This is a genomic window from Leifsonia shinshuensis (genome assembly GCF_022606355.1).
Classification (GTDB): domain Bacteria; phylum Actinomycetota; class Actinomycetes; order Actinomycetales; family Microbacteriaceae; genus Leifsonia; species Leifsonia shinshuensis_B.
In genome coordinates this window covers 23,439-49,599 of sequence record NZ_JAHHZQ010000007.1, presented here as the reverse complement: position 1 = coordinate 49,599, position 26,161 = coordinate 23,439, and the positions used below count along the sequence as shown (strand labels likewise).

Below are 26,161 nucleotides of genomic sequence, written 5' to 3'. Positions count from 1 at the left end.
GGGCTCGACGAGGGCACCGCGGCGGATGTGCCGGACGCGGCAGAGTCGGTCCTGACCTACGGCAGCGTCGACGAGTTCTTGCGTGAGTATCTGCGCAGCGTGTACCGGCGCAAGATCGACGGCAAGAACCGGGTGTGGGCGGCCGAATGGTGGAAGTACGACGAGGCGGTGATCCGTCTCGAAGCGCTCTGGCGCTCCTGGGAGTTCCTGCGCCGCGATCCCTCGACCGGTATGAGTGTGTGGTGGCGTGACCACGCTGACACGCACATGGCGGTGCTGATGGACCCGCAGGGGCCGTTCGCGCCGGCCGACGCGATGGCCGCGGAGAACCAATGCAGCAAGGGTGACCCGCTGCCCTACAAGCGACCACCGGAAGGGCTGTTCCCCGACGTCCGCGAAGCGACCGCCGACTAGGGGTGTTGCCGCCTCGGCCGGTCACCCAATAATTGACCCACCGTCGATCCCCCAGCGACGGGGCACGAAGAAGGGCCGCGCTCCCTCAGCGCGGCCCTTCTCCCTGTCCGGTGTCCGGTTCAGCGGCTCTGTTCGTTGCGCTGCACCTGGACCCCGCGGCCGCGCGCCTTGCGCGCCTTCGGTGCCTTGGCCGGACCGCCAGCGGCCACAGCGGCGGTGGCCGGCTTCGCCTGGCTGACGTCTGCGCGCATCCGGGTCGCGATGACCTCCTGATCGATGCCCTTGCTCTCCAACTCCGCCGCGGTGGACGCGCGCCGTTCGGAGCTGTCGTAGGTGGCCGCGCTGTCCTCTCGGGCAGCGCCGGCGCTCACGGTGCGCTCGTCCGCGTCGGCCTGAGCTCGAGTACGCTCCTCCGGGTCGGGCTCGTACTCGGCCGCGGCGCGCTCCTGCTCCGCCAGGCGGTCCTGCTGGTCCGCCTGGGTGAGGAGCTGCTGTGCCTCGACGTTCTCGACCGCAGAGCGCTGTCGTTCCGCGTCGGCCTGCGCACGCTCCTGTTCGGCGCGCTCCACGGCAGTACGGACCGCGGCCGCGTCGGCGCCCGTGTCGGCCGGGTCGACGCCGTAGCGGGTGCGCAGCTCCTCGCGCATCCTCTCCTCGGCGCGGGCGGCCTCCGGGTCGTCCTGCGCCCACGCGCGGGTGGTCTGGTACGTGCGGCCGATCTGCTCGGGCGTCGATCGCTCCCACCAGTCCGACCGGTAGACGTCGGCGTACTCGGTGCGTGCCGTGCGCTGCTCGGCCTCGAACCGTGTCCGCAGCTCGCGCGCCTCACGCTCGCTCGCGGCCTGGGCTCGCCGCAGCGCGTCCTCCCGTGCTCGGGCGATGCGCTCGCCCACCTGTCCCGCAGCGGTCACCAGCACACGGAGCTGTCCCTCGAACGCCTCCGCGATCCCGTCGCTCTCCTCGGCCATGATCGGCCCCCCTTCCTATTCCTGCCCGCCGCGTTGCGACGTGACTTTGTTGTGCGACTTCACATGCAGCCCCAAGGCCTTGATGGCTGCTTCGATCGACCCGTGCTCCGCGATCACGCGAGAGAAGATCACAGCGTTTAGGCGCGCGTCCTCGGCGGCATCGAAGGAGGTTGCCTTGTTACCGACACCGAGCCCGACGTGGAGCGACCACCGGCGGGACGCCGTGGTGGGGTCTACGAGCCCGTACCGCACCACCTGCGCATCCAGCGTGTTTCCCCCGGCTGTGAATGCCTCGATCGACAGCTCCAGGTCGGTATCGGTGCCCGGCACTCCCCACTCTTGTGGGGTTAGGTGTCGTATCGCTTCCATGCCATCCAACCAACGCAAATTTGGCTGTTGGATAGCGGCAAGGTCAAGGAGCCGGCGTAGTTGCGCGCGATCGAATCGCGCGCCGTATGCGGCCGTGTAACCCTCGCGTAGCCGCGGCTCCAACGTCGACCAGACCTCGCGCAGCGACGGCGGTCGAGCCCTCGTGTGCTCCGGCATGAAGCTTTCGCTCATGTCGACGAGCTCCGCGAGCTCGTCAGGAGTGAACGCGCCGTGCAGCGGCGGCTCCACCTGATCGCTCTTGCGGGCCATCCATACCTTCCACGCCTCGACGCGCTGAGCGGCGCACCAGTCGTCCCACGAGTAACCAATGTCTGGTCGCATGAAGCGGTGCAGCTGGACTGCACCGACGCCGGCTGCGTCAACCTCGGCCAGGCCGATGAAGCCTACGGGCTGGTCAATTCCGCCTGGCTCGATGTCGATAGAAACGACCGTGGCACTCATCGCTCTGTCCCGTCCCGTCCCGGACGTGGTGCCGGCCGGCGAGCTGGTGAGTCATCGGGTCGCAGCTCCCGCGGGACGGGCGAGCCTGGCGTGCCGCTCCGGCCGGCGTTCAGCCGGTCGAGCATGGCACGAGTCTCAGCGTCGAGCGCGGGAGCCTCTGTCGCCACGCTGCCCTGCTCCTCGACTACGGCAGCCTGGCCGACGCTACGGGCTGGCGGAGTCGGCAACGCTGCGTGTACACGCTCCAATCGGTCGCGCGCATCCGCTAGAGCGGTACGCGCGTAGCGGTCCTGACGTGCGGCCTCCGCCACCTTCATGACGGCAACGGTGAGTGTCAGCATCTCTCGCACAAGAGCCGCTTCACCGACAGTGCCTTGCCCTCCGCGTACCGCGCTTGCCAGGAACAGCGCAGCCCCGGAAATAGCGATCGTTCCCGCCTTCGCCGGAGGCGGGGTGCGTCGATACGTCTGCGCCGATCGAGACAACGCCTCAGCGGCCGCAGCGATATCACCTGGCGTCTCCTCCACGGCGTTCGACCATGCAGCGAGAGCGCCAGCGGTCTGCCGTGCCACCGTGGCCCACGTCTCGCGATCGTCAAGCGGAACGCGCGCCAGCTCGTCGACAGTACGCGCCAGTCGCTCGCTGTGTCGCAGTGCTTGATCGTTCGTCGGCTCCAGCCGTTCGCGACCAGGTGCCACAACTCGCCGGCCACGCTTGGCCGCGTTCCATTCGGCCACCGCCGCGGTAGCGCCTTGCGGGGTGTCCTCCCACCCGTCGCGCAGCCGCGGCAGCGTGAGGTCGCGGCCAAGGTGGCCGCCGCCGTACCAGATCGGACGTTCCCCGGCCGTGGGTCGTTCGGCCACCGAGTAGCCGGTCACGACGTCAGTACGCCCGTCAGCGTAGCGAGGGCGTACGAGCAACCCTTCACGCCGCATCCGGCGCACGAACTCGGCTTCACTCCGACTAGCGCCAGCACACCCTCGGACCTTCAACGCCAGCAGGTAGCGGGGCTGATCGGTGCGCAGCTCGGCGCTGATCCGAGCCTGCCGATCGGGGCCGGTCAGATGTTCCCAGCGTAGGGCGTCATCGCCCAACTGCGGGCGGGTGCGTTCGTACTTCGCGCGTGCTCGCGACCGTGCCTGAGCCTCCCGCTCGGCCGGGTCGTACCCGCGTGTGGAGCGCTCTGCGCGCACCGATTCCAGCTGCTCCAATCCGTACTTCACTTCAAGCGCTCGGGCCGCGACCTGGGCGCGGTGGAAGTCGTTGTGGATCGATGCCTTGGTGCCGTCCTCGCGAACCAGGTTCACAGCGATGTGGATGTGGTCGTTGCCGTTCGAGGACACACCGTGACGGACGGCAACCCACCGGCACGGCGCCTTCGTCCCCTCGTTGTCGTCGAACTCCATCGCCGTGATGAAGTCGTTGGCGATCGCGCCCCACTGCTCGTCCGCGAGCTGCCCTTCGTCGGCGCGCAGCGACAGCGAGCAGTGCCACACGTGACCGCCCGGAACCTCGACACCGAACACAGCCCGCGGCTTGTCCAAGTGACGCGCGATCGACAGCGCCGCGTCGCGTCCGAGCTCCGCGTCGTCGTGCCACGCCATCAGCGCCGGATCGCCCGCGACCAGGTGCGGTTCGGTGTGCTCGTTCGACCGGCCCGGGCCGGTGAGGTACGTCATCAGTCCCGACATGCGATCGCCGCGGACGACGTTCGGCATCACGACGCTGCACCGCTCAGCTCGTCGACGAATGCGTCGATCCGATCGGCCACCTCGCGGACCTTCCGCAGCGTCGCCACCATCTCAGCCTGCACGTCGCCAGTCGCGTTCGTCGCCTTCGCCATCTGGTTCACGTTATTCGCAATCGTGGCCAGCAGCCGGTGCGTGGAGAACATTTGCGCAATGACCTCATGCCGCACCGACGCATTCGACGCGGCGGCCGCAGCTCCTCCAGCGAGAGCGGAATCCACAAGCAGCTTGGGCACGCTCACCTTGTACTGCAAGGCGAGCGCGAGGAGCTGCCCCTCTTCCTCCGGAGTGACGCGGACGACATGACGGTGCCGGCGACCGCCCTCGACGCGACGGCGGCGTGCCTGGCGGCGCGGCTCCTGCTCCCCCGCGGTGTCAGAAACGGCCATGCCGTCACCTCCTCTCGGCCCAGCGCAGCGACCCCGCCTAACGCGGGGACCACACGTCCAGTGTGCCGCATCCTCGACCTTGTGTCGAGGATCAAGCCCGATCCGGTTACCGGATCGTATAGCTTGCTCCGTCCCTCCGTCCGGGACTCCAATCGCATTTGCTAACATCGTCAGACGGGAGTGGTCGCGGCTTCGCCGCGGCTGCTTGTCAGTGTGTCGATGGGCGTCGACGAGAGGCGCTCAGCTCCGTACCATTAGTGCATGGCTACGCAACTGACACCAGAGGAAGCAATCGAGCGCGCGCGACGTCTACAGGACGACCGGCTCAACGCCGTTCGCAGCGTCGCGGAGGCGCGCCAGGCGCTCGTCGATGTGCGCGAGCAGACCGACCGCGAGCTGAGCGAGCTGCAAGCGAGGATCGCGGAGCGGATCGCCAACGCAGAGCGCGACGACGTGCGCGCCTACTCCGCCGCAGTGAGCGCCGGATGGACCGCGGAGGAGCTTCGCAAGATCGGGTTCTCCGAGCCCGACAAGAAGGCTCGCACCCGGCGACGCGCAACGCGCAAGCCAGCGAACCGACCCGTCTCCGAGGCGGCCACCGAACCAGCGCAGGAGACGTCCTCGCAGGGTTGACCACGCACTCACGAAAGGCCCCACGTTCCGCTCTGCGGCGTGGGGCCTTTCGCATGCCCCCGCGCTGCGGGGGTTGCACTCCGCTACGAGGCCGTCAAGGGCGCTACGCGTCCCTTCGGGAGAGCCCTACGGGCTCCCCTTGACCGCCTCTCCACTGCGTGCAAGTCGGCCAGTGTTCCGTTGAAAGCAGCCAGCTCGTCGCAAGCGCCGAACTGCCAACTTTCAATCGGACACACAACAACCGGAAGGCCGAACGATGAACAGGGAAACCGAGCAGATCGAGAACATCGGAGGGTACGCCGTACCCGTCGACCCGATGGACGAGATGGGATGCGACTCGTGCCAGTGAACGACGACCAGAAGCGGCCCACGATGCTCACACCCAAGGCCCTCGCCGCGCAGCTCGGCGTCGACGTCGAGCACCTGCGCCGCCTACGGGATCAGGGCATCGGGCCGGCCTACATCCGCATCACTCCCCGCACCGTCCGATACCTCAGCTCAGAGGTCGCAGAGTGGCTGAACGACGAGCAGTGAACAGCTCCGATTTGGGGGATTTTGGGCTAGGGGATGAATTGCTCGGGCAGGCTGAACATGCGATCTAGAAGCGGCTCTAAATGCGCGATTGCAGCTCGGTGCTGTTCCTCCGTGAACTCCTCGATCAGAGGCGGGTCGTCGTCCGTCCAGCCGGTGGCTTCTGCCGCGATCGTCAGATCCCATCGGTTCCACCGCAACCGTCCTTGTTCGCGTAGTTGCTCCTGGAACTGTCCCTCGATTCCGAGCGGTCGGAACCGGTTGGCGTCGTTGGGCGACAGAGCCCCGCGCACCTGGTCGATCGCGAGGGTGTATCCGGCGATGAAGGCTGTTACCCGGTCGAACCGGATCGGCAATCCCAGGAACATGCCAGGTCGCTTGATGAACGCGCCCGCCATGATGAGCTGTGATGGGGCGCTCGCCTGGTGTTCACTCATCGTCCATACCTCCTTCAGGCCGACGGCTGGCTCTGGTCGTGCTTCGCAAGCGCGCGCGCGACGGATGACTTGCCGACGCCGAGCACGGCCGCGATCTGTGCGATGCTGTCGCCCTGCTCACGCATCCGCGCGGCCGCGGCGGTCCGTTCCGCTGTCATCACCGAGGGTCGGCCTCCCACGCGACCCTCAGCGCGCGCGTGAGCCAGGCCCCGTACGGTGTTCTCCCGGATCGTGTCGACGCGGAGCTGCGCGAACACGGCAACGATGCCGAACAGGGCTCGGCCCATCGGGGTTGTCGTGTCGATGTCCGGCTCGGTGAGGCTCTTGATGTTCACGCCCCGCTCGTGCAGGTCCGTGATCGTCTCGATGGCCATCTTCTCGCTGCCCGCGAGGCGATCGAGCCGGCGCACCAGCAGTGTGTCGCCGGGGCGCAGGTAGTCCAGGCATGCGAGCCACTGCGGGCGGTCTTTCACACGGCTGGACTCGCCGTGGTCGACGAACACCCGCCCGGCGCCTGCCGCGCGCAGCTCGGCCTCCTGGGCTGCCGGGTTCTGGTCATGACGCGACACCCGCGCGTATCCGACAACGTTGCTCATCGCCCCATCCCTCGATCCATGCCATACCGAGCTCCGGACGTGTGGGGGGCACTCCCGCGCTCCTGGATGCCGCCTGCCGGCGGCGTTCTCCGCGTGGCTTCAGTAGCGGGTTGCGGAAAACTCGCGTGTAGCGCCGAGCTGACGCCCGCCGTGCTCGACAGGGACGGGCTCTGCCGTGGAGCTTCGGAGCTCATGAGCCTGGCACCGAGATAATCGGCCAGCGGCTTGGTGTTGCCGACGACGGCGCGCAGCCGAGCGGTGCGCAGCTCGTCCACGTTGACGCGCCGCCAGTCGATCGGGTGCCCGGCTCGCTCAGCGAGCACGGTGACGTAGAGGCTTTGGCTGCGCGTGTTCCCGTCACGGTAGGGATGGATGGCCGAAAGGTCCCCCCAACGGTCTGCGAGCCGCGCAGCGAACGTGTCGGCGTCCAGCCCCGTCAGGTAGTCCTCGCGGTCGAGCTGGTCGAACAGGCGAGTGAGGTTGGGCTCGATGTACTCGGGACGGCAGTACGCGATCCCGACCCCGGTCGCTTGCACGTCGACGTCGCGGAGCTTACCGGCGATGCCAGGCACGATGCGCTCGAACAGCCGCGTATGGATGCGGCGCAGGTAGTCGTAGTCCAACCGATCCGGCGTCGGCTCGGTGCGCAGCTCCGCCATTGCGACAGAGGCATAGTCGTTCATCGCGGCATCGAGCCGGGCGGCGTTGCGTATCCCCTTCGAGTTGACGAGCACTCCCCCGCTGTCGGGGTAGGTGTACTTGTCGTCCTCACTCACCCTTGGGCGTACTTCGCGTCCAGCTCGACGTACGCCTCAGCAGCGGTCACACGACCGTCGAGGATGCGACGAGCGCGATCAAGCGCTTCGTGATCCGGGAAGTGACCGGCAAGCTGCTGAGCCTTCTCAATCATCGACAGCTCGCCATCAACGTCGACAGTCGGTTGAATCGTCGCGGTGCTGCGGGCCATGCTGGCTCCTCTCGCCTGTTCCGTCCATTCTATCACTTATCCCGAAAACGTTATAGGCGGCATTTCGGGTCAAATTGGTTTCGGGACTGAGTTTCGGGACGGGATTTCTCGGCTGTGACTTTGGTCGCTGTGTGGCGGTTTTCTGGCGGTTCTTGGTGGCGGCTTGGTTGTGAGTCGCGGCGCTAAATGGCGGCTTTCTGGCAGCGCTATTTGGCGCGGTCGCGTTGGAGTTCTCGGTAGATCGTCGCGCGGGAGACGCGCAGCAGTTCGGCGAGCTCGCTCTGGGTGTGAGTGCCGGCGGCGTGGAGGGCGAGTAAGTGCTTGCGCTGGGCTGACGAGAGTTTCGGCTTCTTACCTTTCAGTCTGCCGTTGGCGCGGGCAACGGCCATTCCTTCGCGGGTTCGCATGCGGATGAGGTCGGCTTCGAATTCGGCGACCATGCCGAGGACGTTGAACAGGAGCCGGCCTACCGGGTCGGTGGGGTCGTAGATGCTGCCGCCGAGGCTGAGCGTGACGCCTTTGCGGGTGAGTTCTGCTGCGATGTCGCGTGCGTCCGGTAGGGAGCGGGCGAGCCGGTCGAGTTTGGTGACCACGAGGGTGTCACCGGAGCGCACCGCTGCCAGTGCCGCGCGCAGCCCGGGCCGCTCTCGGTTGGTGCCGGTCAGCCCGTGGTCGACGTGGATGTTCTCGACATCGACGCCGAGCGCCCTGAGCGCGTCGCGTTGCGCGGTGAGGTCTTGTTCGGCGGTGGAGACGCGGCCGTATCCGATCAGCATGAGAACAGTGTTGCAGTTAGCGTCCCATCAGCGGGCATTTCATCGGGCGGGTCTAACGGGCATTGACCTTCGCCCGCACTCCCGCGTGATGACGCGGTTCACACACGCAGGCCCCAGCAGTCGAGGACTGTGCGCTGGTCGACCGCCTATCGGACACGCGATTGCAACTCGTCCGCGTCGTTTGGCGACAGCTGATCATCTTCGTCGTCGCACTGTCGGCCGTGGTCGCCGGGTGGGAGGCGATCGACCGGTTCGTCCATCCGCGCCCGGTGGAGAACGCGTGGTGGCTGATCGCCGCCGGTCTGGTCGGCTTCGCCGGCAACGAGCTTGTCGCAATCTACCGAACCGCGTTGGCCGGAAGATCGGCTCCGCGGCGCTCGTCGCCGACGGTGTGCACGCGCGACTGGATGGCATCACCTCGCTGTCGGTTGTGCTCGGCGCAATCGGCGTCCTTCTCGGGTTTCCGATCGCCGACCCGATCATCGGCCTCCTCATTGCGATCTCGATCCTGATCCTGCTGGGGGGGACCGCGAAGTCCGTCGGGGCGCGCCTGATGGATGCTGTCGACCCGGGTCTGATCGACCGCGTCGAGCGCAGCTTGACGCACACGAAGGGCGTGACCGGTATCCGGAGCGTCAAGCTGCGCTGGGTCGGCCACCGGCTCCTCGGCTCGGCAGTCATCACGACGAACGCCGAAAACCTCCGCGACGCCACGCACGTGGCAGAGCACGCGACCGAACACGTCCGCGGCGAGCTGCGCAACCTCGACGAGTTCGTCGTCACCCCCATCGCCGCCGATCGCTGATCAAACCGTGCGCCTTGAGAGGCGGACTTCCGGCGGATACGCAAGGCCACGACGGGACCACTCACGGCTCCTGGTCAATAGAGTGCCGTCTTGAGCAGGATCACCAGAATGCCGAGTAGAGCGCTGATCAGCGCTGCGGTTATGCAGGCCCACCATGGTCGAGCGCGAAGCCAGAGGACGAGGTAGCCCAGCAGAGCAAGCATGACGACGGCGACCCAGAGTGCGATCGATATGCCGGTGTCGGTCGTCATCACACCGAAGGCCGCGAGCAGCAGGGGAATGGATGGGACGACGGCTGCCTCCAACATGCCGCTGGATTCCTTCAGCGCTTGTCTGATCGAATCTCTTATCCGGTCTCGGAGATGGTCGGCATGCCCGTGGGAACCGAGCGCAGTCGAATAGACGTGAGCGACCCAGAACACGACGACGCTGACGACGGCGAAGATGAGCACTTGCCATGCCGAGCTTGATTCCTTGAGACCGATCGAAGTCGCAGCGACGACGCTCGCATAGACGATCGTGCCGTAGATCGCAGCGGGGGTACCGATGTGCCCCAATAACGTACGGCGTGCGTCGTCGGTCGGCGCGTGCGAGGGTGGGCTCAGTGAGCCCCGACCGGTCATGGTTCACATCATCCGTTTGCCGGTCCGCGGTGGCAAGAGGAGCCGCTGCGCCGACGAAGTGCGACCGATGGGCTCTGAGAGGGGCCTCTCACAGTTGAACTGGGTACGCTGAGCCGAGCAAATGGAGGTAGAGGTGAGTAGAACGCTGCGCGTGGTGCACATCTTCCTACTCGTCCTTGTCGCCGCGGTGATCGCCGGCGTCGGCTTCGGCCACTCTTCCGATGCAGCACACGCAGCCGTGGGCACGTCTTGGTCACAGCCAGTGAGTGTCGGCGACACGGATTCCAATCACAGCGATTCCGAATTCTGCGCGGCGTTGTGCGCCACGGCGGGCGCTGCGACCCCGATTCATGATTCGTTGGTCGTGGTCGAAGTCCGATTCAGGACCGAGCGGCCGACGCCGGCTGCTGTGGCCATTCCGCAACGAGAGTCGCCCGCGCCGCCTTCACTGTTGGGACTGCTGGGCATACTTCGAATCTGATCACCGTCCGTTCCGGGATTTTGCACGCGCACGCCCTGCTCGGCGAGCCGTGTGTTCGACGGTTTGTGAAGGTGAAGATGGACGACTTTTGGACCAATGCTCTGTGGTCTCTGACACCAACGGTGTTGGTGGGACTCGTTTTCTGGTTCGTGCTGCGATCAATATTTCGCGCTGATCGGCGTGAACGTGAAGCGTACGCGCGCGAGGAGAAGCGGCAGCGCGCGCAACGCGTGTCGGCAGCCGGTTCCGCGCAGGCCGGTGAGCAGGATCCGTCGTGACCGGGGCAACGTCGACGCGATCCGCCCCAACGCGAGGTGCGATCGCTGCGCTTGCCGCTCTCGCCATTACAGCGTTGTCTGCTGCGCTGGTGCTGGCATTGCTCACCGTCCAGCCGGATGGGTCGATCTTCAATCCGGGGCCGGCGGTGACGTATGGGTTGCCGGCTGTGAAAGTGGTCGTCGATCTGGCGGCTGCGGCCACGATCGGTGTGCTCGTCGTTGCAGCTTTCTGCGTACCGGTCGGATTACGGTCGTGGAACCGGCTCCTGGACGCGGCGCCCTGGTGTTCCGCCTGCTGGCTGGTCGCCAGCTGCATTGCTGCGGTCATGACCTCGATCAGCTTGACGGGGCCGGTTGAGGCGAACATGCTCGGTCCTAGCCTTGCTCAGTTCTTCACACAGATCGCGGTCGGCCAAGGGTGGTTCGCCACAATCCTGATGACTGCGACGATCAGTGTTGTGGCGTTCGCGGCCCGTGGGCAGGCAGGCGTGGCCGCGGCTGCCATCTTGGCTTTCGCTGCGCTGGTTCCACTCGCGCTCCAGGGGCACGCCGCCGGGGCTGGAAATCACGTCACGGCGACGGTTGCGCTGTGGCTGCACGTCGCGGGAGCGGCGGTGTGGGTTGGTGGTCTGGCCGCGGTGGTCTATGTCGCGACCGTTGATGGGCGCACATTTGTTGCGTTGGTGCGTCGCTATTCAGCGATCGCACTGGCGGGGTTGTGCGCGGTGACCATTTCCGGGTTGGCAGGCGCACTCGTTCGTCTGAGCGATCCAGCACAGCTCCTGACCACGGACTACGGTCGGCTCCTGTCCGTGAAGGTGGTCGCCCTCCTCCTTCTGGTGGCGTTCGGATGGGCGCAACGAACCTACGTGATTCGACGGTTCGGTTCCATGGATGCGCCTGCGCTGCGGCGCCGGCTCGCCTTTGGCTCCCTCGCTCTCTGGGAGCTTGTGGTTATGGGCGTCGCGATGGGGACAGGAGCAACGCTCTCTCGGACAGAGACTCCGGGTGGTCAGATCCTGTTGGCGACGAAGGCTGAGCAGCTCACTGGTGACCGGTTACCGTTGGCACCGGGCATCGCCCGGCTCATGGACGCGTGGGTGTTCGACGCCGCAGCGGTGCTCGTTGTAGTCCTCGGCTTTGGGTCCTACCTCTACGGCGCGATCGCGGCACGTCGAAGCGGCAGCTGGCCCCGATCGCGGATGGTCGCCGCGATCGGGTGTGCCGTGGTCATCGTGTTCGCGTTCTGTTCGCTTCCCGGGGCTTATGCAACGTTCTCGTTTGCGGCGTACACGACTCTGCTTCTGCTCGGTGGTGTGCTTTCGGCAATTCTGGTTGTCGCAGCGCAGCCGATTCGCTTGCTTCAGACGGTCGTGAGACTTCGGGGGGACGGCAGCCTCGGTACGCGCGAATGGACGAGCTGGGTACTAGGAAGTCGAGCGATGGCAGTGCCGCTCCGGACGCCGTGGCTGTCGGCTTGTGCTCTGGTTGTGCTGCTCGGCACCGTGTTTCTATCGCCGTGGCTGGGTTGGGCGGTGCAGGACCCGGTGGGCCGGACCCTCACGACAGTCCTGGTGTTCGGGGTGACGACGCTGTTCGCTGCGTCACTGTTGCGCACGCTCGGCGAAGGACAGCGCCTGTTGGCGCAGGCGGTGGGGATCGCCATGGCGGTGGTCCTGGCAGTGGGCTTGCTCGCGGTCGTGGTCGCTTTCGTCCCCGGAGGTATCCTCCCTGCGTGGTACGGGGTGACCTTGCCCGCGTTGGGCGTGACTCCCGCGCTCGATCAGCTCATCGCGGCCGTGCTGCTCTGGGCGATCGCCGCCATTGCTGTGTTCGTGCTGCTGCTGGTTTTGGGTCAGCGGGTGGTCGAGGCTCGGCCGGAGTCTCCAAGACCGGAGCGAGCCTGAGATGGATGGGCCTGTGTACTTGCCGGAGGAGCCACCGGGCTTGGAGGCCTTCCTAACCTGGGCTCCGCAACCGGTGCCGCTTCTCCCAGTGGTAGGCGTCCTTCTCGCCCTCGCCTATGGGTGGGGCGTTTGGTTGCTAGCGTGCCGGCGTATTGCATGGCCGTGGTGGCGCACCACTCTCTTCGTGACCGGCTGCGGAGTTCTCGTCGCATTGACCGGTACGGGGCTGGAGGGCTACGGCTATCGGATGTTTTCGGTGTTCATGTTTCAGCAGCTCACCCTGATGATGACGATCCCGCCGCTGCTGATTTTGGGGGCGCCGGGCACGCTCCTACTGAAGGCGGCGCCGGCGAGGGGGCGTTGGCGCCTCGTTCGGCGATTGGCTCTCACCGGTCTGAGGTCCCGGCTTGCCCGTCTGCTGTTGCATCCGGGGTTCATGGTCCCGCTGTTCCTGATGGTGTTCTACGGGCTCTATTTCAGCGGCATCGCGTCGACATTGCTGGGATCCGTGGCCGGGCACCTCTCACTCGAGGTGGTGTTCTTGGCCGCGGGCGTCCTCTTCACTCTGCCGCTGATCTCTCCTGACCCATTGCCACATCGCCAATCGCATCTCGGTCGCCTGTTGGACATGTTCATCGAGATGCCCCTTCATGCGTTCTTCGGGGTGATCGCGATGATGGCGACCGTACCGCTGGTGGGCTTCTTCGCCCGGCCGCCGGCGGCGTGGAGCGTTGACGCTGTTGCTGATCAGCGCATCGCTGGCGCGTTGGCGTGGTCCTATGGTGAGCTGCCGTCGCTGATTATCGTGCTGATCCTGTTGTTCGCGTGGGCGTCCGACGACACCCGCCGAGCGGAGGCCGCCGACCGCCGGAAAGATGTGGAAGGCGACGCGGAGCTCGATGCGTACAACGCTTGGCTGTTGCGGCTGAATCGCCGCTGAGCAAGCTATTCCTTGCTGGCGCGTCGCCGGTTGAGTTCGGTGGCGAGCCAGAGTCCGCCGCCGGCGAGGATCAGCACGACGATGATGATCACGACCACCAGCGCGATCGGCGTCCCGGAGGACGAGTTCGCGGCCGTCGGGGGGCTGGTTGGTGAGGCGACAACGGAGGGGGTCGGCGTTGCCGATGACGTCGGCGTCACGGTCGCGGTGGCAGCGGCCGGGATGGGCCCGGCGTAGCTGAAGGTGTAGCTGCCGTCGATCGGATGCCCGTCGGCGGAGACCGTGCGCCAGGACACTGTGTAATCGCCTTGATCGGTCATCAGAACGGCACGGGACAGGGTCCGGTCCTGGATGCGGAGTTCGCCGGTGGTGACCTCGTGGCCGCCCGGACCGACGGCCTGGATGACGATGCCGCCCTGGAGGCCGCTCAGCGGTGCCTCGTTGAAGGTCAGCACGATCTGGTCCAGCTTTTCGGTGACGGTTTGGCCTTGGGCCGGATTGGATTCAGTGAGAGCATCGTGTGCTTCGGCAGGGGGCGCGGTCAGGCAGTTGGCGACCAGAGCGAGCGCGACGACTCCCAGGAGGGCAAGGACCCTCCACAGGAAACGGCTGGGCTCGGCGGCGGCGCTGGGGGCAGTCATCAATGGTCCCTGTGTTACTCGTGTGCGGAATGCTCGTGGCGGCTGTGCTGCGGGGGCTCGAACTGGAAGGTGGAGTGTTCGATACTGACCTCGAAGTGACTTGCAACGCAGTCCTGCAGCTTGTCCAGGAGCTCGGGCAGACGCCCGTTCTCGAAGGTATCGGGTTCCACGATGACGTGTGCGGTGAGGACCGGCAGCCCGGTGGCGATCTGCGTGGCGTGCAGGTCGTGGATGTCGACTACCTCCGGCAGCTCCAGGACGTGATTGCGCACGGAGTCGAGGTCGAGGCCGGGCGGTGTGGATTCCAGCAGCACGCTGGTCGTCTCCCGCAGCAACTTGAACGCACGCGGGAGGATCAGTACTCCGATGAACATTCCGGCCAGCGCGTCAGCGGCACCCCATCCGGTCAGTCCGATCAGGATCGCAGCGACGATGACCGCAACCGAACCGAGCGCGTCGTTCATCACCTCGAGGAAGGCGGCGCGGAGGTTGAAGTTCTCGCTTCGGCTGGAGGCCAGCACGGTCAGCGAGGCGATGTTGCCGACCAAGCCGATGATGCCGAAGACCAGCAGCTCGGTGGAGGGAATCTCCGGCGGCTCGAACAGCCGCCGAATGCCCTCGATCAAGACGAACACGCCGACCCCGAGGAGGACGGCGGCCTGCGCGGTCGCGGCGAGCACCTCAGCCCGCCGGTAGCCCCAAGTGCGCTTGTTCGTAGCCGGTTTGGTGCTCAGGTACGACGCCACCAACGCCATCGCCAGCCCGGCAGTATCGGTAAGCATGTGGCCGGCGTCGACGAGCAACGCCAGGGAGCCGGTGAGGACCGTGCCGACGACCTCGGCAATCAGGATGACGAAAGTGATGCCGAACGCGATCGAGAGGCGAACGCGATGGCGTTTGGCGGCCTCGCCGAAGAGTTCCATCGTGCTGCCATGGTCGTGGCCATCCATGCGACCTCCTTTCGCCATCACCCACTTTACGTCAATACATGCGAATATGTAAATTAGTTAATGTAGTTGAGAACCGTAATCAGAACCGTTCTCGGTACGATGAAGAATCGAGGAGCGAGTCGTGGACGAATTGACGTTGAACATCGAGAGCGCCGGCGAGCTGGCGGAGGTCTTCCATGGCCTGGCATCGCCGACGCGCTTGCGCGTGCTCGCCAGACTTCGGCAGAGTCCATCGAGCGTGACCGTCTTGGCGGAGGAGCTGGAGATCGGACAGGCGACGCTATCGAACCACCTGCGCATCCTCCGCCAGGCAAAGCTCGTCATCGGCGACCGCGACGGACGCTCCATCACCTACCGGCTGTTCGATGACCACGTCGTCGAGTTCTTCGACCAGGCACTGCTGCACCTCGGCCACGCCCAGCCGGGCGGCGACTAGTCGCCGAAGAGATCCCCCAGCCAGCCACCGCGGCGCTTGTTGCCGTAGCCGTTGTGGCCGGAGTTACCGTGGCCGGCGTTTCCGTGGCCGCTCTTGTTGTGATGTCCGGATCGATTCGGGTCCGACCATCCTTGCGGGTCAGCCGGGGCGGCGTATCCAGTCGATGGGCTCTGGGTCAGTGAGCGTTCGATGATCTTGTCGAGCTCGCCCCGATCCAGCCAAACGCCTCGGCAGGCGGGACAGTAGTCGATCTCGATTCCGGAGCGATCGGAGAGCAGGAGTGTCTCGCCGTCAACGGGACATTTCATGGTTCTTACCCTTCTGGTCGGTATGGTTGCCGGAGCGTAGGGGCCTCGTCTGAGAGTCGGCTGATCGCGGACGCGACTCGGATGCGGCAGTCAGGAGCCGTTTGCTACGCTTCCCACCAAAAGCTGGCTGTTATCGAACTGTGACCGTGGAGGTGAGGTGAACGCGCTGAGTGCAAGAGGAATCCGACGCTGGGTCGTCCTCGCCGTCGCAGCGCTCACCGTCGTGTTCGCTCTGCTGCTGGCGCACATGTTCGAAACGGCACACCCGGTCAACGAAACCGCCGGGCCCGCGGCATCCGCCATTGAGGGCAACGCCGCTCCGGCAGCAGCAAAAGCCGCCGCCGCCGCGCTCGCTTCATCAGAGAACGGCGTCCCACACGACCAGGTGCTGGTCCTGGGGTGCGTCCTCGGACTTGCTGCGGCCGCCTTAGCTCTAGCCCTGTTCGTGGGTTTGCTGCGACGAGACGTCCGCCTGACTCTTCTGCGCGTCGTGCGACGCCTGGGCGCGTCATTGCAGCTCGAGCGACCACTCGCGCCTTCTCTGGAATCTCTGGCCATAAGCCGGACCTGACGACACTTTCGCGCACCCACGGTGCCCTCGTCGTTCTTGTCCGTGCCCGCATAGGGCCGAGTCCGGAAACCCTAAATGCTCATCACCCGCCGCGCGCGGCCGGTTCGCCGCGCAACCTTCACCCCCGCCCCCGCTGAACCTCGATCACGTCGTGAGGCTCTCTCCGCTGAACGGAGCGTCCCAAGACGGCGACGCCGCAGCCGGCCGCGCTCCAAGGGTCGGCCTGCCCGCCGTTCCCTGCTACTTCCTCTGGCGGGGGCCGTCTTCGCCGTGACTTTGAGCGTGGCGACCTCGGTTCCAGCCGAAGCTGTACAACCTGACGGCGCCCTCGAAACGGTGGCCGACACCATCGTCGCGGGTGTGCCGCAGGCTATCGGGCAGACCGGCGGCGCAGCCGTTCCGGTGAATCGTGACGCACCCAGCGCGACCTCAGAAGCCGAACTCAAGGCTGCGGCGCGAACGGACCCCGCGGGCACTCTCGTGGGCAACACGCTTGGCCCGATCCAGTGGCCGTTCGCCGGCGATGTCCCGATCAGCGACGGCTATGGGTCGCGCTCCGCGCCCTGCTCCGGGTGCTCCAGCAACCACAAGGGCCTGGACATGACCCCCGGCGGCGGCACCAAGATCGCCGCGATCGCTGACGGCGTGGTCCGTTCCGCCGAAGAGTCCGATGTCGGGTTCGGCGTGAATGTGATCATCGACCACCGGGTCAATGGTGAGCGATTCGCAAGCCTCTACGCGCACATGCAGTTCGGGTCGTTGCAGGTCCGGGCCGGCGACCGCATCGCGGCTGGCCAGATCATCGGACGGGTCGGCACGACGGGCGCCAGCACCGGCAATCACCTCCACCTGGAGATCTGGGCGAACGGCGAGACACCGATCGACCCGTACTCCTGGCTCCGAGCACGAGCGAGATGAGTACCACCATGCCGAAACAGCCACGCCGGAAGCCACAGCCGACCCGCCGGCTTTCCGCGCGATTCTGGGCCAACACCATCGTCATCGCGCTCGCCTTCATCGTCGTGATCGTCATCGTGCTCGTCGGCCGGGCGCAATCGGCATCGAAACAGGACGCAGCGCCCGCCGTAGTGCGAGCCGACAGCCGAATCCTGCAGAAGGCGCCGACGGACAAGGTGACGGTGGTGGAATTCCTCGACTTCGAGTGCGAAGCCTGCGGCGCCGCCTACCCCGTGGTCGAGCAGCTGCGTGAGCAGTACAAGGACCGTGTCACATTCATCGCTCGCTACTTCCCCATCCCGAGTCACAAGAACGCGATGAACGCGGCGATGGCTGCCGAAGCAGCCGGCCGTCAAGGCAAGTTCACCGAGATGTACTCGAAGCTCTTCCAAACTCAGACGCAGTGGGCCGAACGACAGGATGACCAGTCGACTGTTCTGCGATCTGTGGCCGAGTCGCTCGGCCTGGACATGCGCCAGTACGACAAAGACATCGCCGACCCGACACTCCGGATCCGGGTGATGAAGGATCAAACCGACGGTGTCCAGCTGGGTGTGGCGGGTACACCAACGTTCTTCCTGAACGGCGAGAAGCTCACGCTGACCTCCACAGAGCAATTCGCCGCCGAGCTGGAGAAGGCGTGGCGGCGATGATGTTGGGCGACCGCCGGATCCGCCGCCAGATGCAACGGCTGTGGAGGACACCAGAAGCACACGAGACCATCCCGGCAGCCGTGTACCGGGAGCTGATCGAAGCAGCGACCGCGGCCTCCGTCCAGCTCCAGGTCCTCCTCCGCCGCAGGCCCGCAGACTCTGACGTGGAGCTCGAGGCACTCAGCGACGACATCGACACCCTCATTCGGATCATCAAGCGTCATCGACCAACCCGCTGAATCGAGAAGAATCATGTCCACTACTAACCGGCCCGTCCTCATCGCCGCTACAGCGGTCGCATTGGCGGCACCCCTGTTGCTCTCCGGCTGCTCGATCGGGGACACCGTATCCAAGCAAGCGCAGAACGCCGCCTGCCCCTTGGTCACCCCGATCACCGACAAGGTGGCATCCGACATCGATGCCGCCTTGAAGTCCGCGGTGCTCGACCCCGCGGCGGCCCTCGACCAGCTGAAGGCCGCCCGGACGATCCTGGCGCCGATCGCCGATCAACTGCCCGCGGGGAAGCAGCAGACTGCCGTGCAGAACGTGGTCGACACCATCGACAAACTCATCCCCGTCTTGAAAGCGGAATCCACCGGGTCGTCGACGGGCACCAGCTCGGACGTGCTCACCAAGAAGCTCTCCGAACAGATGAAGGCGCTGACCACCCTATGTTGACCGAACAAGCCGTAGAGACGGCGACCACTGGAGACGTCGACCGTCGACGCGTGGCGTTGCGTGCGCTGTCCGCAGGCCTTCTCGCGATTGCTGTAGACCAGGCAGTCAAGGGCATCGCCATCCTTTCACTCCCGTATGGCCAGCCCGTGCCGACGGTGATCCCCAGCCTGGATCTCAATCTGGTCCTGAACGCTGGAGCGGCGTTCGGGCTCGGCGCCCGAGTCGGCCCCCTGTTGGCGGCCGGAATCCTCATCGTCCTGACCGTCCTCACGGCCTGGATCATCCGACGAGTGATTCGTCGGGAGAACCCGACGGTGACAATACTGCTCGCGATCGCCGCCGGTGGCGGCTGGGGCAACATGGTCGACCGCGCGCTCCGAGGAGAGCACGGCGTCCTCAGCGGTGCCGTGGTCGACTACCTCTCCGTCAGCTGGTTCGCCATCTTTAACCTCGCCGACGTCTTCACTGTGGGCGGCATCGCGGCCGCGGTAGTTGCCGCAACTGTCCAAAACCGCCGCGCGCAGGGCGTCGCGGCGGCGACCGTTCACGACACGGTGACCGGCGCATGACCGGGACCCTCTCCGCACTCTCGACGGTGGCACTCTACGTCGCGATGGGCTTCTACACGGCGGCTTTCGTGGTCTTCTCCATCGACCTGGCCAGACGCGGAGCCGAAGCGACAACGACCGTCCCCAGCGCGGTCGCACGACGGATCGCGGCAACACAGCCACCGACGACCGTTGTCATCGGCGAGGAATCCAGCGAGCAGTCGACCAAATCGAAAGGAGCGCCGTCCCGCGCCGCCCGCGGCGTCACACGATGGGCATTCGGTCTGACGATCGCGGGCTTCGCCTTCCATCTCATCGCGACGGTGCTGCGCGGCGTCGCTGCGGCCCGAGTTCCCTGGGCAAACATGTGGGAGTTCTCGATGACCGGCACGTTGGTCATCGTTGGTGTCTTCCTGCTCGCCAACCTCAAGTGGGACATCAAGTACCTTGGCACGTTCATCGTCGGCCTGGTGCTTGTGCTGCAAGGCGTGGCACTGTTGCGGTACTACGTTCCTGTCGTTCCCCTGCAGCCGGCGCTCCAGTCCTACTGGTTGGTCATCCACATCATCGTCGCCGTCCTGGGGACCGCGTTCTTCGCCCTGGGATTCGCGCTATCCGGACTCCAACTGCTGCAGTACCGGCGTGAAGGCCAGGTCAAGGAGTTTCTTCCGCAGCAATTCCGGTTCCTGGCTACCCTGCCAGACTCGGTCGCGCTAGAGAACCTCGCCTATCGGATCAACATCGTCGGCTTCATCGCCTGGACGTTCACGCTCATCGCTGGAGCCATCTGGGCCTCCGCAGCCTGGGGTCGCTACTGGGGTTGGGACACGAAGGAGGTCTGGACGTTCATCATCTGGGTGATCTACGCCGGCTACATCCACGCCCGCGCCACGCGCGGCTGGCGTGGCTCTCGCTCCGCGTGGCTCGCGATCATCGGCTTCGCCGCCGTGCTGTTCAACTTCGGTATCGTCAATGTCTTCTTCAAGGGCCTGCACACCTACTCGGGACTGTAAGTCCAAGCCCCGGAGGGCAACAGTACAGCGATGCATTAATTCAGCATTCGCTGTACATTGGTGGAATGAGCATCGTCATGCCGGCGGCGACCATCACACACACCGCCGCTCTCGCCCGCTTCGGCCACGCGCTGTCCGACCCCACACGAGTGGGTATCCTGCTGGCCCTGCGGGAAGCACCCGCCTATCCATCTGACCTCGCGGACGCCCTGGACGTGAGCCGTCAGGTGATGTCGAATCAGCTGGCCTGTCTGCGCGGCTGCGGCCTGGTCGAGGCCATCCCGGATGGCCGACGCACCTGGTACCGACTTGCCGATGGGCACATCGCCCCTGCACTGGATGAGCTGCTTCGGGTGGTCCTCTACGTTGAACCCGGGTGCTGCGAGGGCGAGGAGTGCAACTGCACATGACGACGGCGACCGCACTCACAGACGCCCGCCGCGGCGTTCTGCGTCGACGAATCCGATGGATCGTATCGATCACAATCGGGTACAACCTCATCGAGGCCGTCGTCGCGATCACCGCCGGAAGCGCCGCATCCTCAGCCGCACTCGTCGGCTTCGGCTTGGACTCAACCATCGAGGTGCTCTCCGCTGTCGCGGTCGCCTGGCAATTCACTCGGAAAGATCCGGAGCGATGGGAGAAGGGCACGCTGCGCGTCATCGCGGTCGCGTTCTTCACGCTCGCGGCCTACGTAACCGTGAGCTCGCTGCTGGCCCTGGTCGGAGCTGTCAATGTAAAACACTCACCGTTTGGGATCATCCTCACCGCGGTCAGTGTCGTGATCATGCCCTTCCTTTCCCTCGCCGAGCGTCGCGCTGGGAAGGAAATCGGTTCTGCGACAGCGGTTGCCGACTCCAAACAGACATTGATCTGTACCTACCTGTCAGCAGCGGTGCTGATCGGGCTTGTTCTGAACAGCGCCTTCGGCTGGTGGTGGGCAGACCCGATCGCGGGCCTCGTCATCGCGGTTTTCGCACTGCGTGAAGGGCTGGAGGCTTGGAAAGGCGATGCCTGCGCGACATCTGTTGGAATGGTGCTAGAGGACGGGAGCGACCACGATCAGTAGGTGATGCGCAACGCTTCGCCCTCCTGGCTCAGCCGCGCGATACGCCCACGCAAATGGCACGCCTCATGAATGCACGCCAACAGGCCCTCCATCCACGCACGCCTCGACCGCATCTGCCCCGCACGGTCGGAGATGTCGTACCCGCCCGCTGAAGGATCCGCTTACGTACCAGCGATGCCGCCACGCAGCGATAACAGAACACCGCCACACAGCGACCAAAGTCACAGACGAGAGCGATCGCCTCAGCGTCCCAGAAACGATCGCTTTCGGTGTCAGCGCGGTCGGATTCAGGCTCTGCGCCAAGGCTGCCCTACTCTAGGAGCTTTCGCTTGCCCTGCTCGTACTCCGCATCAGTAAGAACTCCTTCGTCGTGAAGAGCGGCCAGCTGGCGGAGCTGTCGAGCAAATCGCGGCGGCATGTGGCGCACGGTTTGGCGGGCGGCCCATTGGTGACGCCGCCACGACGTCCGCATTCGAGAAGCGAGATACCCGCCAACGAGGCAGATTCCCACTACAGCCAGAAGGATCCCTCCGCACATCCACAGCCTCGCGTCTGCAGCGGCTGAAGCAGCGGCCGGGTCAAATTGAGAAGCACGGACCTCTGCAATGCCTGCGCGATCGGCCTGAATCAGAAAAATGATCGTTCCGGAGATCGCGGCAGCCGCCCCAACCATCCACAGCAGTGCACCGTGTGATCCGCGCTCGGTGTGGGCTTCACTCAGCTCGGATGTGAGAACTTTCGCGCTCATGCGTCGAGGGTAGTCCTGTGGGTGGCGAGGTGGCACGCCTCTGGGCGATTATCGAATGGCGTCGGCGGGGTCAATTCGCGCGGCGCGTACGGCGGGAAGGAAGGCCGCGAGAGCCCCACAGACGGCGCCGGCTACCGGCGCGATCGCGATCGTCTCCCAAGGCGCGATCGCGGTCCATCCGCGCGCGGCGGCGACTGCGACGGAAATTGCTAATCCGCCTGCGATTCCGGCAAGTGCGCCAGCGAGGCCGATAACGACGCCTTCCCAGAGAAAGATTGCCGCTACGCCGCGTTGTCCCAGTCCCACGGCCCGGGCTAGCGCAAGTTCTTGCGTGCGTGCTTGAACTGAGATGAACATCGCTGAGGCGCCGCTAAGTATGGCGAGGGCCAGAAGCGCGATCGCCAACGAGGCGAGTAACCCGTTGAGGTCGGTCTGCACTCCTACCCGCAAGTTCCGTAGCTCGGCAGCGGTCTCGACTGAGATATCTGCGGGGGATGCCGGGGAGAGAGCGAGCGGTATCGCGCTGGCTAAGGGTCCGGCAAAGCCAGGATCAGTTCGGACCACGATTTGTCGAGAACCGGCCGAAAAAGGCGGTAACGGTACGACAACACTCGTCAAGAGGTTCGGTTCCCGAGGCGCAGCAGTGATAGTGCCCACGACTGTATACGGTTCGCCGTTGACCCAGACCTCAGCTCCAATTCCGCCCCTGTCGGACAGGCCGAGCTGTGCGCCCGCGTCCGCACCAACGAGCGCCACGTGTTCCTTGGTCGATGAGAAGAGCCTGCTCAGGCTCTGGGGGGACGTTCCGATATCCAGCACCCCGAAGAGTCCACTATCAACGGCCACGGTGCTCCCTTGAAAGGGCGAGTTACCGCTGGCCGAAGTGAATGCGAACCGGCTTGTCCGTGCGGTGTTGGCGTCGAGGGGTGCCACCTGCCCGACCTCTCGGACATGTGGGAGCTCCCCGAGTCGGTCTAGCCAGGCGGCGGCCTCCTCGTCTGATGTACCCGCCGGTACGTTCACCCGAACCTCGTCCCGAGCTGCGGCCGTTAGCCGTCCGGCGATCTGCTGCGAGGCAGTCGCGCCGATGCCGGCCGCGCCGATGAGTCCCGCGAATGCGAGAGCGAAGGCCGCAATCAGAGCGACAGAACGCAGCGGTCGAGACGTCACGTTGTTGATCGCCCGAGTGAGGCGATCCGATGCCCGTCGTGACCGTGTGCCACGACGCTCCTTTGAGGGAGTCACTGCCAGCGACGGCCGTTCCTGTCCGTCAAGTTTCGAGCCAACAGAATTTTCTGCCCCCGTGATCTCTAGAACACCGTCAGCCATCCGGACCGTTCGGTCGGCGTAGGCGGCAATCCTCGGATCATGGGTGACGAGGATGACCGTTGCTCCCTGTCGATTGAGCTCGAGCAGGGCCTCCATCACTTGATCGCCGGTCTCGCTGTCCAGGTTTCCGGTGGGCTCGTCCGCGACGATGATCGAAGGATTCGTTGTAAGGGCCCGCGCGATGGCAAGTCTTTGACGTTCCCCACCGGAGAGTGACCGTGCCAGTGCAGCGGCCTTTTGATCAAGGCCCACGGCTTCTAACGCTCGCGAGACCTTTTCGGATTGCTCGCGGAGCGGTGCTCCTTGAATTGCGAGGGCCAGCGTCGCGTTTCGTTCGGTGCTTTCGTATGGGTTGGCGTAGGAGGACTGGAAGATAAATCCGTAGGTTGTGCTGCGCAGGTGATCGATCTGTGTTGCGCTCAGACCGCGAACGTCAATGTCGCCGAGGTGGTAGCTCCCCTCCCAGCGTGAGTCGAGCAATCCGATGATGTTGAGGAGTGTCGACTTTCCCGATCCGGATCGCCCCACGATCGCGAGGAATTCGCCCGGTTCGACGACCAAGGACGCCTCTCGGACAGCGAACCACTGCTGCGACTCTCCGTAACGGCGCTGGATATGGTTGAGCGTGAGCCGTGGCGGTGAAACGGTCATTGGGACACCAATATCTCGTCCCCGACTGCGAGGCCCTCAGCTTTGATGGCCGTCCACCCGTCCGCATTTCGTACCACGACGATTGGAGTGCGCGCAGGAGTATCCGATTTGCTGCGCTTGATCACGTAGTCACCGCCAGAGTCCGACCGGATGGCGATTGTAGGCACTGCCATGTCGGGTTTTGACTCGGTGCCGAAGAGGACTGCGACGGCGTCGCCTGCCGTCAGGTTTCCGCCGGCATCAAGGTTGATTTGGATGTCGCGGCCGGGTGGCCGTCCGCCGCTGGTGGGGCTCGACTGGAAGTCACTGATCTTGGCCACGGCGCCGGTGCCCTTTTTCCCGCCAGAGCCGGTGATTGTCACCTTGTCGTTCAGTTTGATTTGTTCGGCCTCGCTGACACTGGCTCGCACACTGACGTAGGGGGATCCCATTCCCAGCACAGCGAAGGGGTGATCGTTGTCCACGGAAGTGCCGGCCGGAGCGACAGAGACCAAGGAGAGGGCGCCGAGCGAGGTTGGAACGGTGTAGAACTCTGCGGTGGTGATCGTCGTGGAGTATCGACCACCAGGTGGCTCGACATTTGCGGCTGAGTAGGCGGAGCGCACTGCACTGAGGGTGGCGCTATCGACCTTCCCCGTTTGCGGGACTCCAAGCGCCTTTTGCAAGCTGGCGACGTCACTGCCAGTATCTCCAGCGACCAGGTTCCGGAAGAGCGGTATATCCACGCTGTACAGAAACACGGGTCTGTTCGAGACAGTACCAAGAAGCTGTCCGTTGGTAAGTGGGCCGGGGTTAGCCGAAACAGAAGTGACAACGATGCGCTCTGCGCCCGCCGGTGGGCCAACCGTCACCGGCTGTTCCTGTGTCCCCGAGACCTCGCCTTGGATGCGGATGTCGGCGGTCACGGTCCTGGATTCAACCGGGGCGTATACGGGCACATTCGTCCCGCGAGCGTCAAGCACAGCCGAGTCCGGCGAACGCACCCATATACCCAGAAGGAATGCCGCACCCGCGATAAGGACCGTGATTAAGACAAATGCGAGTGCGCGGAAGGGATGATCCAAACGACGCAGCCGCCGCGGCTCACCCGCCAACGGTCGTGACCAATTTCTGTGCTTGGGCGACCACCTTCTTGACCTTGTCGCGGTAGGCCGTCAATTCGCCCTCGTGATCATCGATGTACCCTGCCTGCTTGGTCGCTTCCCAGTCCGCCAGCGTCTGGACGGAATTGAGTGATTCTTTGCACCGTACGTCGATTGCAGCGACCTCGAGCTGCTCTTCTCCAGCGGAAGGGAATTGAGGCACCAGAACCCGGGCATCCTTGTTGGCCGCCAGGCCCCCGTCCTGTATGCAGCTGAGCCACTTCTCCCGGACCGACTTAAACTCGTCGCTGGCAAGAAGAGCCTCGAACGATTCATTCATCCCGCGATCTACCACCGACTGATCCGGCGACGTGTTTACCCCCATCACGGGTAGCTGCTTGGTTGATTTGAAGCACGCCCGATAGTCCTGCCACCAATCGGGACCGAGCGCATCCTCCTGGGCTTGAACATCTTTCGACTGACTCGACTCGGGTAGCTCGTACCCATTGGCCTCAGCGTCGGCCGGCGCCCATAACCCATACCGACGATCCGGTAGAGGCGCGAGCGCCGACCAATCCTGAGACGCGCGGGGGAAAGTCAGCCCCTTGTTGGCCATGCACTTTTCGATCGCAATCGAGTTCGCATGGTTGACCGTCTGAACCTCACCCCAACTCATCGCATATGACTCAAGCGGCAACAGAATCTGTGCCGTCGCCGGATTGAGCTGCGCGCGCACGTTGGCGTGCGCTTGCGACGGCCCGGACGAACACCCGGTCAATGCAACGACGAAGATGAGCGCTGCTGCTGAAGTCGTCGCTGTCAGCCGCCCACCCGCCATCAGTAGAAGTAGAGGGAGTCGAACGAGTCGTTACGCCAGTCAGGCCAATTGAAGAAGCCCGCGGCTCCTCCGGGCTGCTGGAACAATGAACCCGAGTAACCGGGGTCGCTGAACCAGCCGATATAGGCAGTTCGGTTGTTGGCGACGGAGGAGATGACGTCGTGGAACCCCGCAAGCGACGACTGGCTGCTGGTCCACGATCCGAAGGCTCCGGCATAGCTGGAGTCAGTCCAGGCGCACGCGCGGTTACTGCCGCACTGAGTGATGGATGCCTGTGCCGGTGCGCTGAATCCAATGACAGAAGCAGCGACAAGAGCTGCAGCACCTGCAACCCCAATGATTGAACGCTTTTTCACGATATCTCC

The 26,161-nt window shown here is 65.0% G+C and carries 35 protein-coding genes; 17 read left to right on the top strand and 18 right to left on the bottom strand.

Annotated elements, in window-relative coordinates; genetic code table 11:
- A partial coding sequence (locus tag KNO15_RS22745) for a DUF4913 domain-containing protein (protein WP_241706177.1) occupies positions 1–414 on the top strand: 414 nt, incomplete at its 5' end.
- A gap of 119 nt (positions 415–533) precedes the next feature.
- Here the strand turns inward: KNO15_RS22745 and KNO15_RS22740 are convergent.
- The 4 genes from KNO15_RS22740 to KNO15_RS22725 are packed head-to-tail and all read right to left on the bottom strand — an operon-like array spanning position 534 to position 4,350.
- On the bottom strand, positions 534–1,382 hold the full coding sequence (locus KNO15_RS22740) for a hypothetical protein (protein WP_021762747.1): 849 nt from the start codon (positions 1,380–1,382) through the stop codon (positions 534–536).
- A 15-nt stretch (positions 1,383–1,397) separates the two neighbouring features.
- A complete protein-coding gene (locus KNO15_RS22735) occupies positions 1,398–2,213 on the bottom strand; it encodes a hypothetical protein (protein ID WP_021762748.1) in 816 nt (271 codons plus the stop codon).
- On the bottom strand, positions 2,210–3,931 hold the full coding sequence (locus KNO15_RS22730; protein WP_021762749.1) for a relaxase/mobilization nuclease domain-containing protein: 1,722 nt from the start codon (positions 3,929–3,931) through the stop codon (positions 2,210–2,212). Before KNO15_RS22730 ends, KNO15_RS22735 begins: the two co-directional genes overlap by 4 nt.
- Positions 3,931–4,350, bottom strand: a complete 420-nt coding sequence (locus KNO15_RS22725; protein WP_021762750.1) for a MobC family plasmid mobilization relaxosome protein — start codon at positions 4,348–4,350, stop codon at positions 3,931–3,933. The genes KNO15_RS22730 and KNO15_RS22725 overlap by 1 nt, the downstream gene beginning before the upstream one ends.
- 261 nt (positions 4,351–4,611) lie before the next feature.
- Here KNO15_RS22725 and KNO15_RS22720 point away from each other — a divergent pair, with 261 nt between their 5' ends.
- Together KNO15_RS22720 and KNO15_RS22715 are read left to right on the top strand one after the other, a co-directional pair.
- Entirely contained in the window at positions 4,612–4,983 is a 372-nt protein-coding gene (locus KNO15_RS22720; protein ID WP_021762751.1) for a hypothetical protein, read from the top strand.
- Between the two features lie 330 nt (positions 4,984–5,313).
- Positions 5,314–5,517 carry a helix-turn-helix transcriptional regulator gene (locus KNO15_RS22715; protein ID WP_115698368.1) on the top strand — a complete coding sequence of 68 codons (204 nt, stop codon included), beginning with the start codon at positions 5,314–5,316 and terminating at the stop codon, positions 5,515–5,517.
- Between the two features lie 26 nt (positions 5,518–5,543).
- Here KNO15_RS22715 and KNO15_RS22710 read toward each other — a convergent pair whose 3' ends face one another.
- The 5 genes from KNO15_RS22710 to KNO15_RS22690 all read right to left on the bottom strand — a co-directional run bounded on the left by KNO15_RS22710 (position 5,544) and on the right by KNO15_RS22690 (position 8,290).
- Positions 5,544–5,951, bottom strand: a complete 408-nt coding sequence (locus tag KNO15_RS22710) for a hypothetical protein (RefSeq protein ID WP_021762753.1) — start codon at positions 5,949–5,951, stop codon at positions 5,544–5,546.
- Between the two features lie 14 nt (positions 5,952–5,965).
- Complete coding sequence (locus KNO15_RS22705) at positions 5,966–6,547, bottom strand: recombinase family protein (RefSeq protein WP_021762754.1); 582 nt, start codon at positions 6,545–6,547, stop codon at positions 5,966–5,968.
- Positions 6,544–7,281, bottom strand: coding sequence for a Fic/DOC family protein (locus KNO15_RS22700; protein ID WP_241706176.1), 738 nt, complete (start codon positions 7,279–7,281; stop codon positions 6,544–6,546). Before KNO15_RS22700 ends, KNO15_RS22705 begins: the two co-directional genes overlap by 4 nt.
- Positions 7,282–7,319: 38 nt before the next feature.
- A complete protein-coding gene (locus KNO15_RS22695) occupies positions 7,320–7,514 on the bottom strand; it encodes a hypothetical protein (protein ID WP_039921998.1) in 195 nt (64 codons plus the stop codon).
- Between the two features lie 206 nt (positions 7,515–7,720).
- Positions 7,721–8,290, bottom strand: coding sequence for a recombinase family protein (locus tag KNO15_RS22690; protein WP_021762757.1), 570 nt, complete (start codon positions 8,288–8,290; stop codon positions 7,721–7,723).
- 232 nt (positions 8,291–8,522) lie between these two features.
- Between KNO15_RS22690 and KNO15_RS22685 the strand changes: the two genes are divergently transcribed.
- Positions 8,523–9,095, top strand: coding sequence for a cation transporter (locus KNO15_RS22685; protein WP_307794845.1), 573 nt, complete (start codon positions 8,523–8,525; stop codon positions 9,093–9,095).
- Positions 9,096–9,169: 74 nt separating this feature from the next.
- On the opposite strand, the gene KNO15_RS22680 is transcribed toward KNO15_RS22685, so the two are convergent.
- Entirely contained in the window at positions 9,170–9,718 is a 549-nt protein-coding gene (locus KNO15_RS22680) for a hypothetical protein (RefSeq protein ID WP_039922000.1), read from the bottom strand.
- A gap of 133 nt (positions 9,719–9,851) precedes the next feature.
- On the opposite strand from KNO15_RS22680, the gene KNO15_RS22675 reads away from it, so the two are divergent.
- The 3 genes from KNO15_RS22675 to KNO15_RS22660 all read left to right on the top strand — a co-directional run bounded on the left by KNO15_RS22675 (position 9,852) and on the right by KNO15_RS22660 (position 13,324).
- Positions 9,852–10,199, top strand: a complete 348-nt coding sequence (locus tag KNO15_RS22675) for a hypothetical protein (protein ID WP_185279203.1) — start codon at positions 9,852–9,854, stop codon at positions 10,197–10,199.
- Between the two features lie 274 nt (positions 10,200–10,473).
- The gene (locus KNO15_RS22665) at positions 10,474–12,384 is read left to right on the top strand and encodes a cytochrome c oxidase assembly protein (protein WP_081703939.1); all 1,911 of its coding nucleotides are present in this window, start codon (positions 10,474–10,476) and stop codon (positions 12,382–12,384) included.
- Between the two features lies 1 nt (position 12,385).
- Positions 12,386–13,324, top strand: a complete 939-nt coding sequence (locus KNO15_RS22660; protein WP_115698372.1) for a cytochrome c oxidase assembly protein — start codon at positions 12,386–12,388, stop codon at positions 13,322–13,324.
- Positions 13,325–13,329: 5 nt separating this feature from the next.
- On the opposite strand, the gene KNO15_RS22655 is transcribed toward KNO15_RS22660, so the two are convergent.
- A complete protein-coding gene (locus KNO15_RS22655; protein WP_021762764.1) occupies positions 13,330–13,965 on the bottom strand; it encodes a copper resistance CopC family protein in 636 nt (211 codons plus the stop codon).
- 14 nt (positions 13,966–13,979) lie between these two features.
- Positions 13,980–14,915: a cation diffusion facilitator family transporter gene (locus tag KNO15_RS22650; RefSeq protein WP_021762765.1), complete on the bottom strand. Its 936-nt coding sequence runs from the start codon at positions 14,913–14,915 to the stop codon at positions 13,980–13,982.
- Between the two features lie 121 nt (positions 14,916–15,036).
- Between KNO15_RS22650 and KNO15_RS22645 the strand changes: the two genes are divergently transcribed.
- On the top strand, positions 15,037–15,351 hold the full coding sequence (locus tag KNO15_RS22645) for an ArsR/SmtB family transcription factor (protein WP_021762766.1): 315 nt from the start codon (positions 15,037–15,039) through the stop codon (positions 15,349–15,351).
- Here KNO15_RS22645 and KNO15_RS22640 read toward each other — a convergent pair.
- Positions 15,348–15,659, bottom strand: a complete 312-nt coding sequence (locus KNO15_RS22640; protein WP_081703940.1) for a TFIIB-type zinc ribbon-containing protein — start codon at positions 15,657–15,659, stop codon at positions 15,348–15,350. The genes KNO15_RS22645 and KNO15_RS22640 overlap by 4 nt on opposite strands.
- 157 nt (positions 15,660–15,816) lie before the next feature.
- Here KNO15_RS22640 and KNO15_RS22635 point away from each other — a divergent pair, with 157 nt between their 5' ends.
- From KNO15_RS22635 to KNO15_RS22595, 9 genes are all read left to right on the top strand, one after another.
- Complete coding sequence (locus tag KNO15_RS22635; protein WP_021762769.1) at positions 15,817–16,230, top strand: hypothetical protein; 414 nt, start codon at positions 15,817–15,819, stop codon at positions 16,228–16,230.
- A gap of 336 nt (positions 16,231–16,566) precedes the next feature.
- Entirely contained in the window at positions 16,567–17,148 is a 582-nt protein-coding gene (locus KNO15_RS23230) for a M23 family metallopeptidase (RefSeq protein ID WP_051336951.1), read from the top strand.
- Positions 17,145–17,840: a DsbA family protein gene (locus tag KNO15_RS22625; protein WP_021762771.1), complete on the top strand. Its 696-nt coding sequence runs from the start codon at positions 17,145–17,147 to the stop codon at positions 17,838–17,840. Before KNO15_RS23230 ends, KNO15_RS22625 begins: the two co-directional genes overlap by 4 nt.
- Positions 17,837–18,079 carry a hypothetical protein gene (locus KNO15_RS22620; protein ID WP_155829005.1) on the top strand — a complete coding sequence of 81 codons (243 nt, stop codon included), beginning with the start codon at positions 17,837–17,839 and terminating at the stop codon, positions 18,077–18,079. Before KNO15_RS22625 ends, KNO15_RS22620 begins: the two co-directional genes overlap by 4 nt.
- 13 nt (positions 18,080–18,092) lie before the next feature.
- Complete coding sequence (locus tag KNO15_RS22615) at positions 18,093–18,518, top strand: hypothetical protein (RefSeq protein WP_021762773.1); 426 nt, start codon at positions 18,093–18,095, stop codon at positions 18,516–18,518.
- The gene (locus KNO15_RS22610) at positions 18,512–19,087 is read left to right on the top strand and encodes a signal peptidase II (protein WP_021762774.1); all 576 of its coding nucleotides are present in this window, start codon (positions 18,512–18,514) and stop codon (positions 19,085–19,087) included. The genes KNO15_RS22615 and KNO15_RS22610 overlap by 7 nt, the downstream gene beginning before the upstream one ends.
- Complete coding sequence (gene ccsB / locus KNO15_RS22605) at positions 19,084–20,079, top strand: c-type cytochrome biogenesis protein CcsB (RefSeq protein ID WP_115698371.1); 996 nt, start codon at positions 19,084–19,086, stop codon at positions 20,077–20,079. Before KNO15_RS22610 ends, ccsB begins: the two co-directional genes overlap by 4 nt.
- A gap of 65 nt (positions 20,080–20,144) precedes the next feature.
- Positions 20,145–20,489: an ArsR/SmtB family transcription factor gene (locus KNO15_RS22600; protein ID WP_021762831.1), complete on the top strand. Its 345-nt coding sequence runs from the start codon at positions 20,145–20,147 to the stop codon at positions 20,487–20,489.
- Complete coding sequence (locus tag KNO15_RS22595) at positions 20,486–21,148, top strand: cation transporter (RefSeq protein ID WP_021762832.1); 663 nt, start codon at positions 20,486–20,488, stop codon at positions 21,146–21,148. The genes KNO15_RS22600 and KNO15_RS22595 overlap by 4 nt, the downstream gene beginning before the upstream one ends.
- Before the next feature lie 310 nt (positions 21,149–21,458).
- On the opposite strand, the gene KNO15_RS22590 is transcribed toward KNO15_RS22595, so the two are convergent.
- The 5 genes from KNO15_RS22590 to KNO15_RS23020 all read right to left on the bottom strand — a co-directional run bounded on the left by KNO15_RS22590 (position 21,459) and on the right by KNO15_RS23020 (position 26,152).
- Positions 21,459–21,896, bottom strand: coding sequence for an SHOCT domain-containing protein (locus KNO15_RS22590; protein ID WP_081703946.1), 438 nt, complete (start codon positions 21,894–21,896; stop codon positions 21,459–21,461).
- Between the two features lie 48 nt (positions 21,897–21,944).
- Positions 21,945–23,876: an ABC transporter ATP-binding protein/permease gene (locus KNO15_RS22585; protein ID WP_115698370.1), complete on the bottom strand. Its 1,932-nt coding sequence runs from the start codon at positions 23,874–23,876 to the stop codon at positions 21,945–21,947.
- Positions 23,873–24,781 carry a hypothetical protein gene (locus KNO15_RS22580; RefSeq protein ID WP_147295979.1) on the bottom strand — a complete coding sequence of 303 codons (909 nt, stop codon included), beginning with the start codon at positions 24,779–24,781 and terminating at the stop codon, positions 23,873–23,875. The genes KNO15_RS22585 and KNO15_RS22580 overlap by 4 nt, the downstream gene beginning before the upstream one ends.
- A 178-nt stretch (positions 24,782–24,959) precedes the next feature.
- Positions 24,960–25,796, bottom strand: a complete 837-nt coding sequence (locus tag KNO15_RS22575; RefSeq protein WP_147295978.1) for a hypothetical protein — start codon at positions 25,794–25,796, stop codon at positions 24,960–24,962.
- Complete coding sequence (locus KNO15_RS23020) at positions 25,796–26,152, bottom strand: peptidase inhibitor family I36 protein (protein WP_021756243.1); 357 nt, start codon at positions 26,150–26,152, stop codon at positions 25,796–25,798. The genes KNO15_RS22575 and KNO15_RS23020 overlap by 1 nt, the downstream gene beginning before the upstream one ends.
- Positions 26,153–26,161 lie beyond the last annotated feature (9 nt).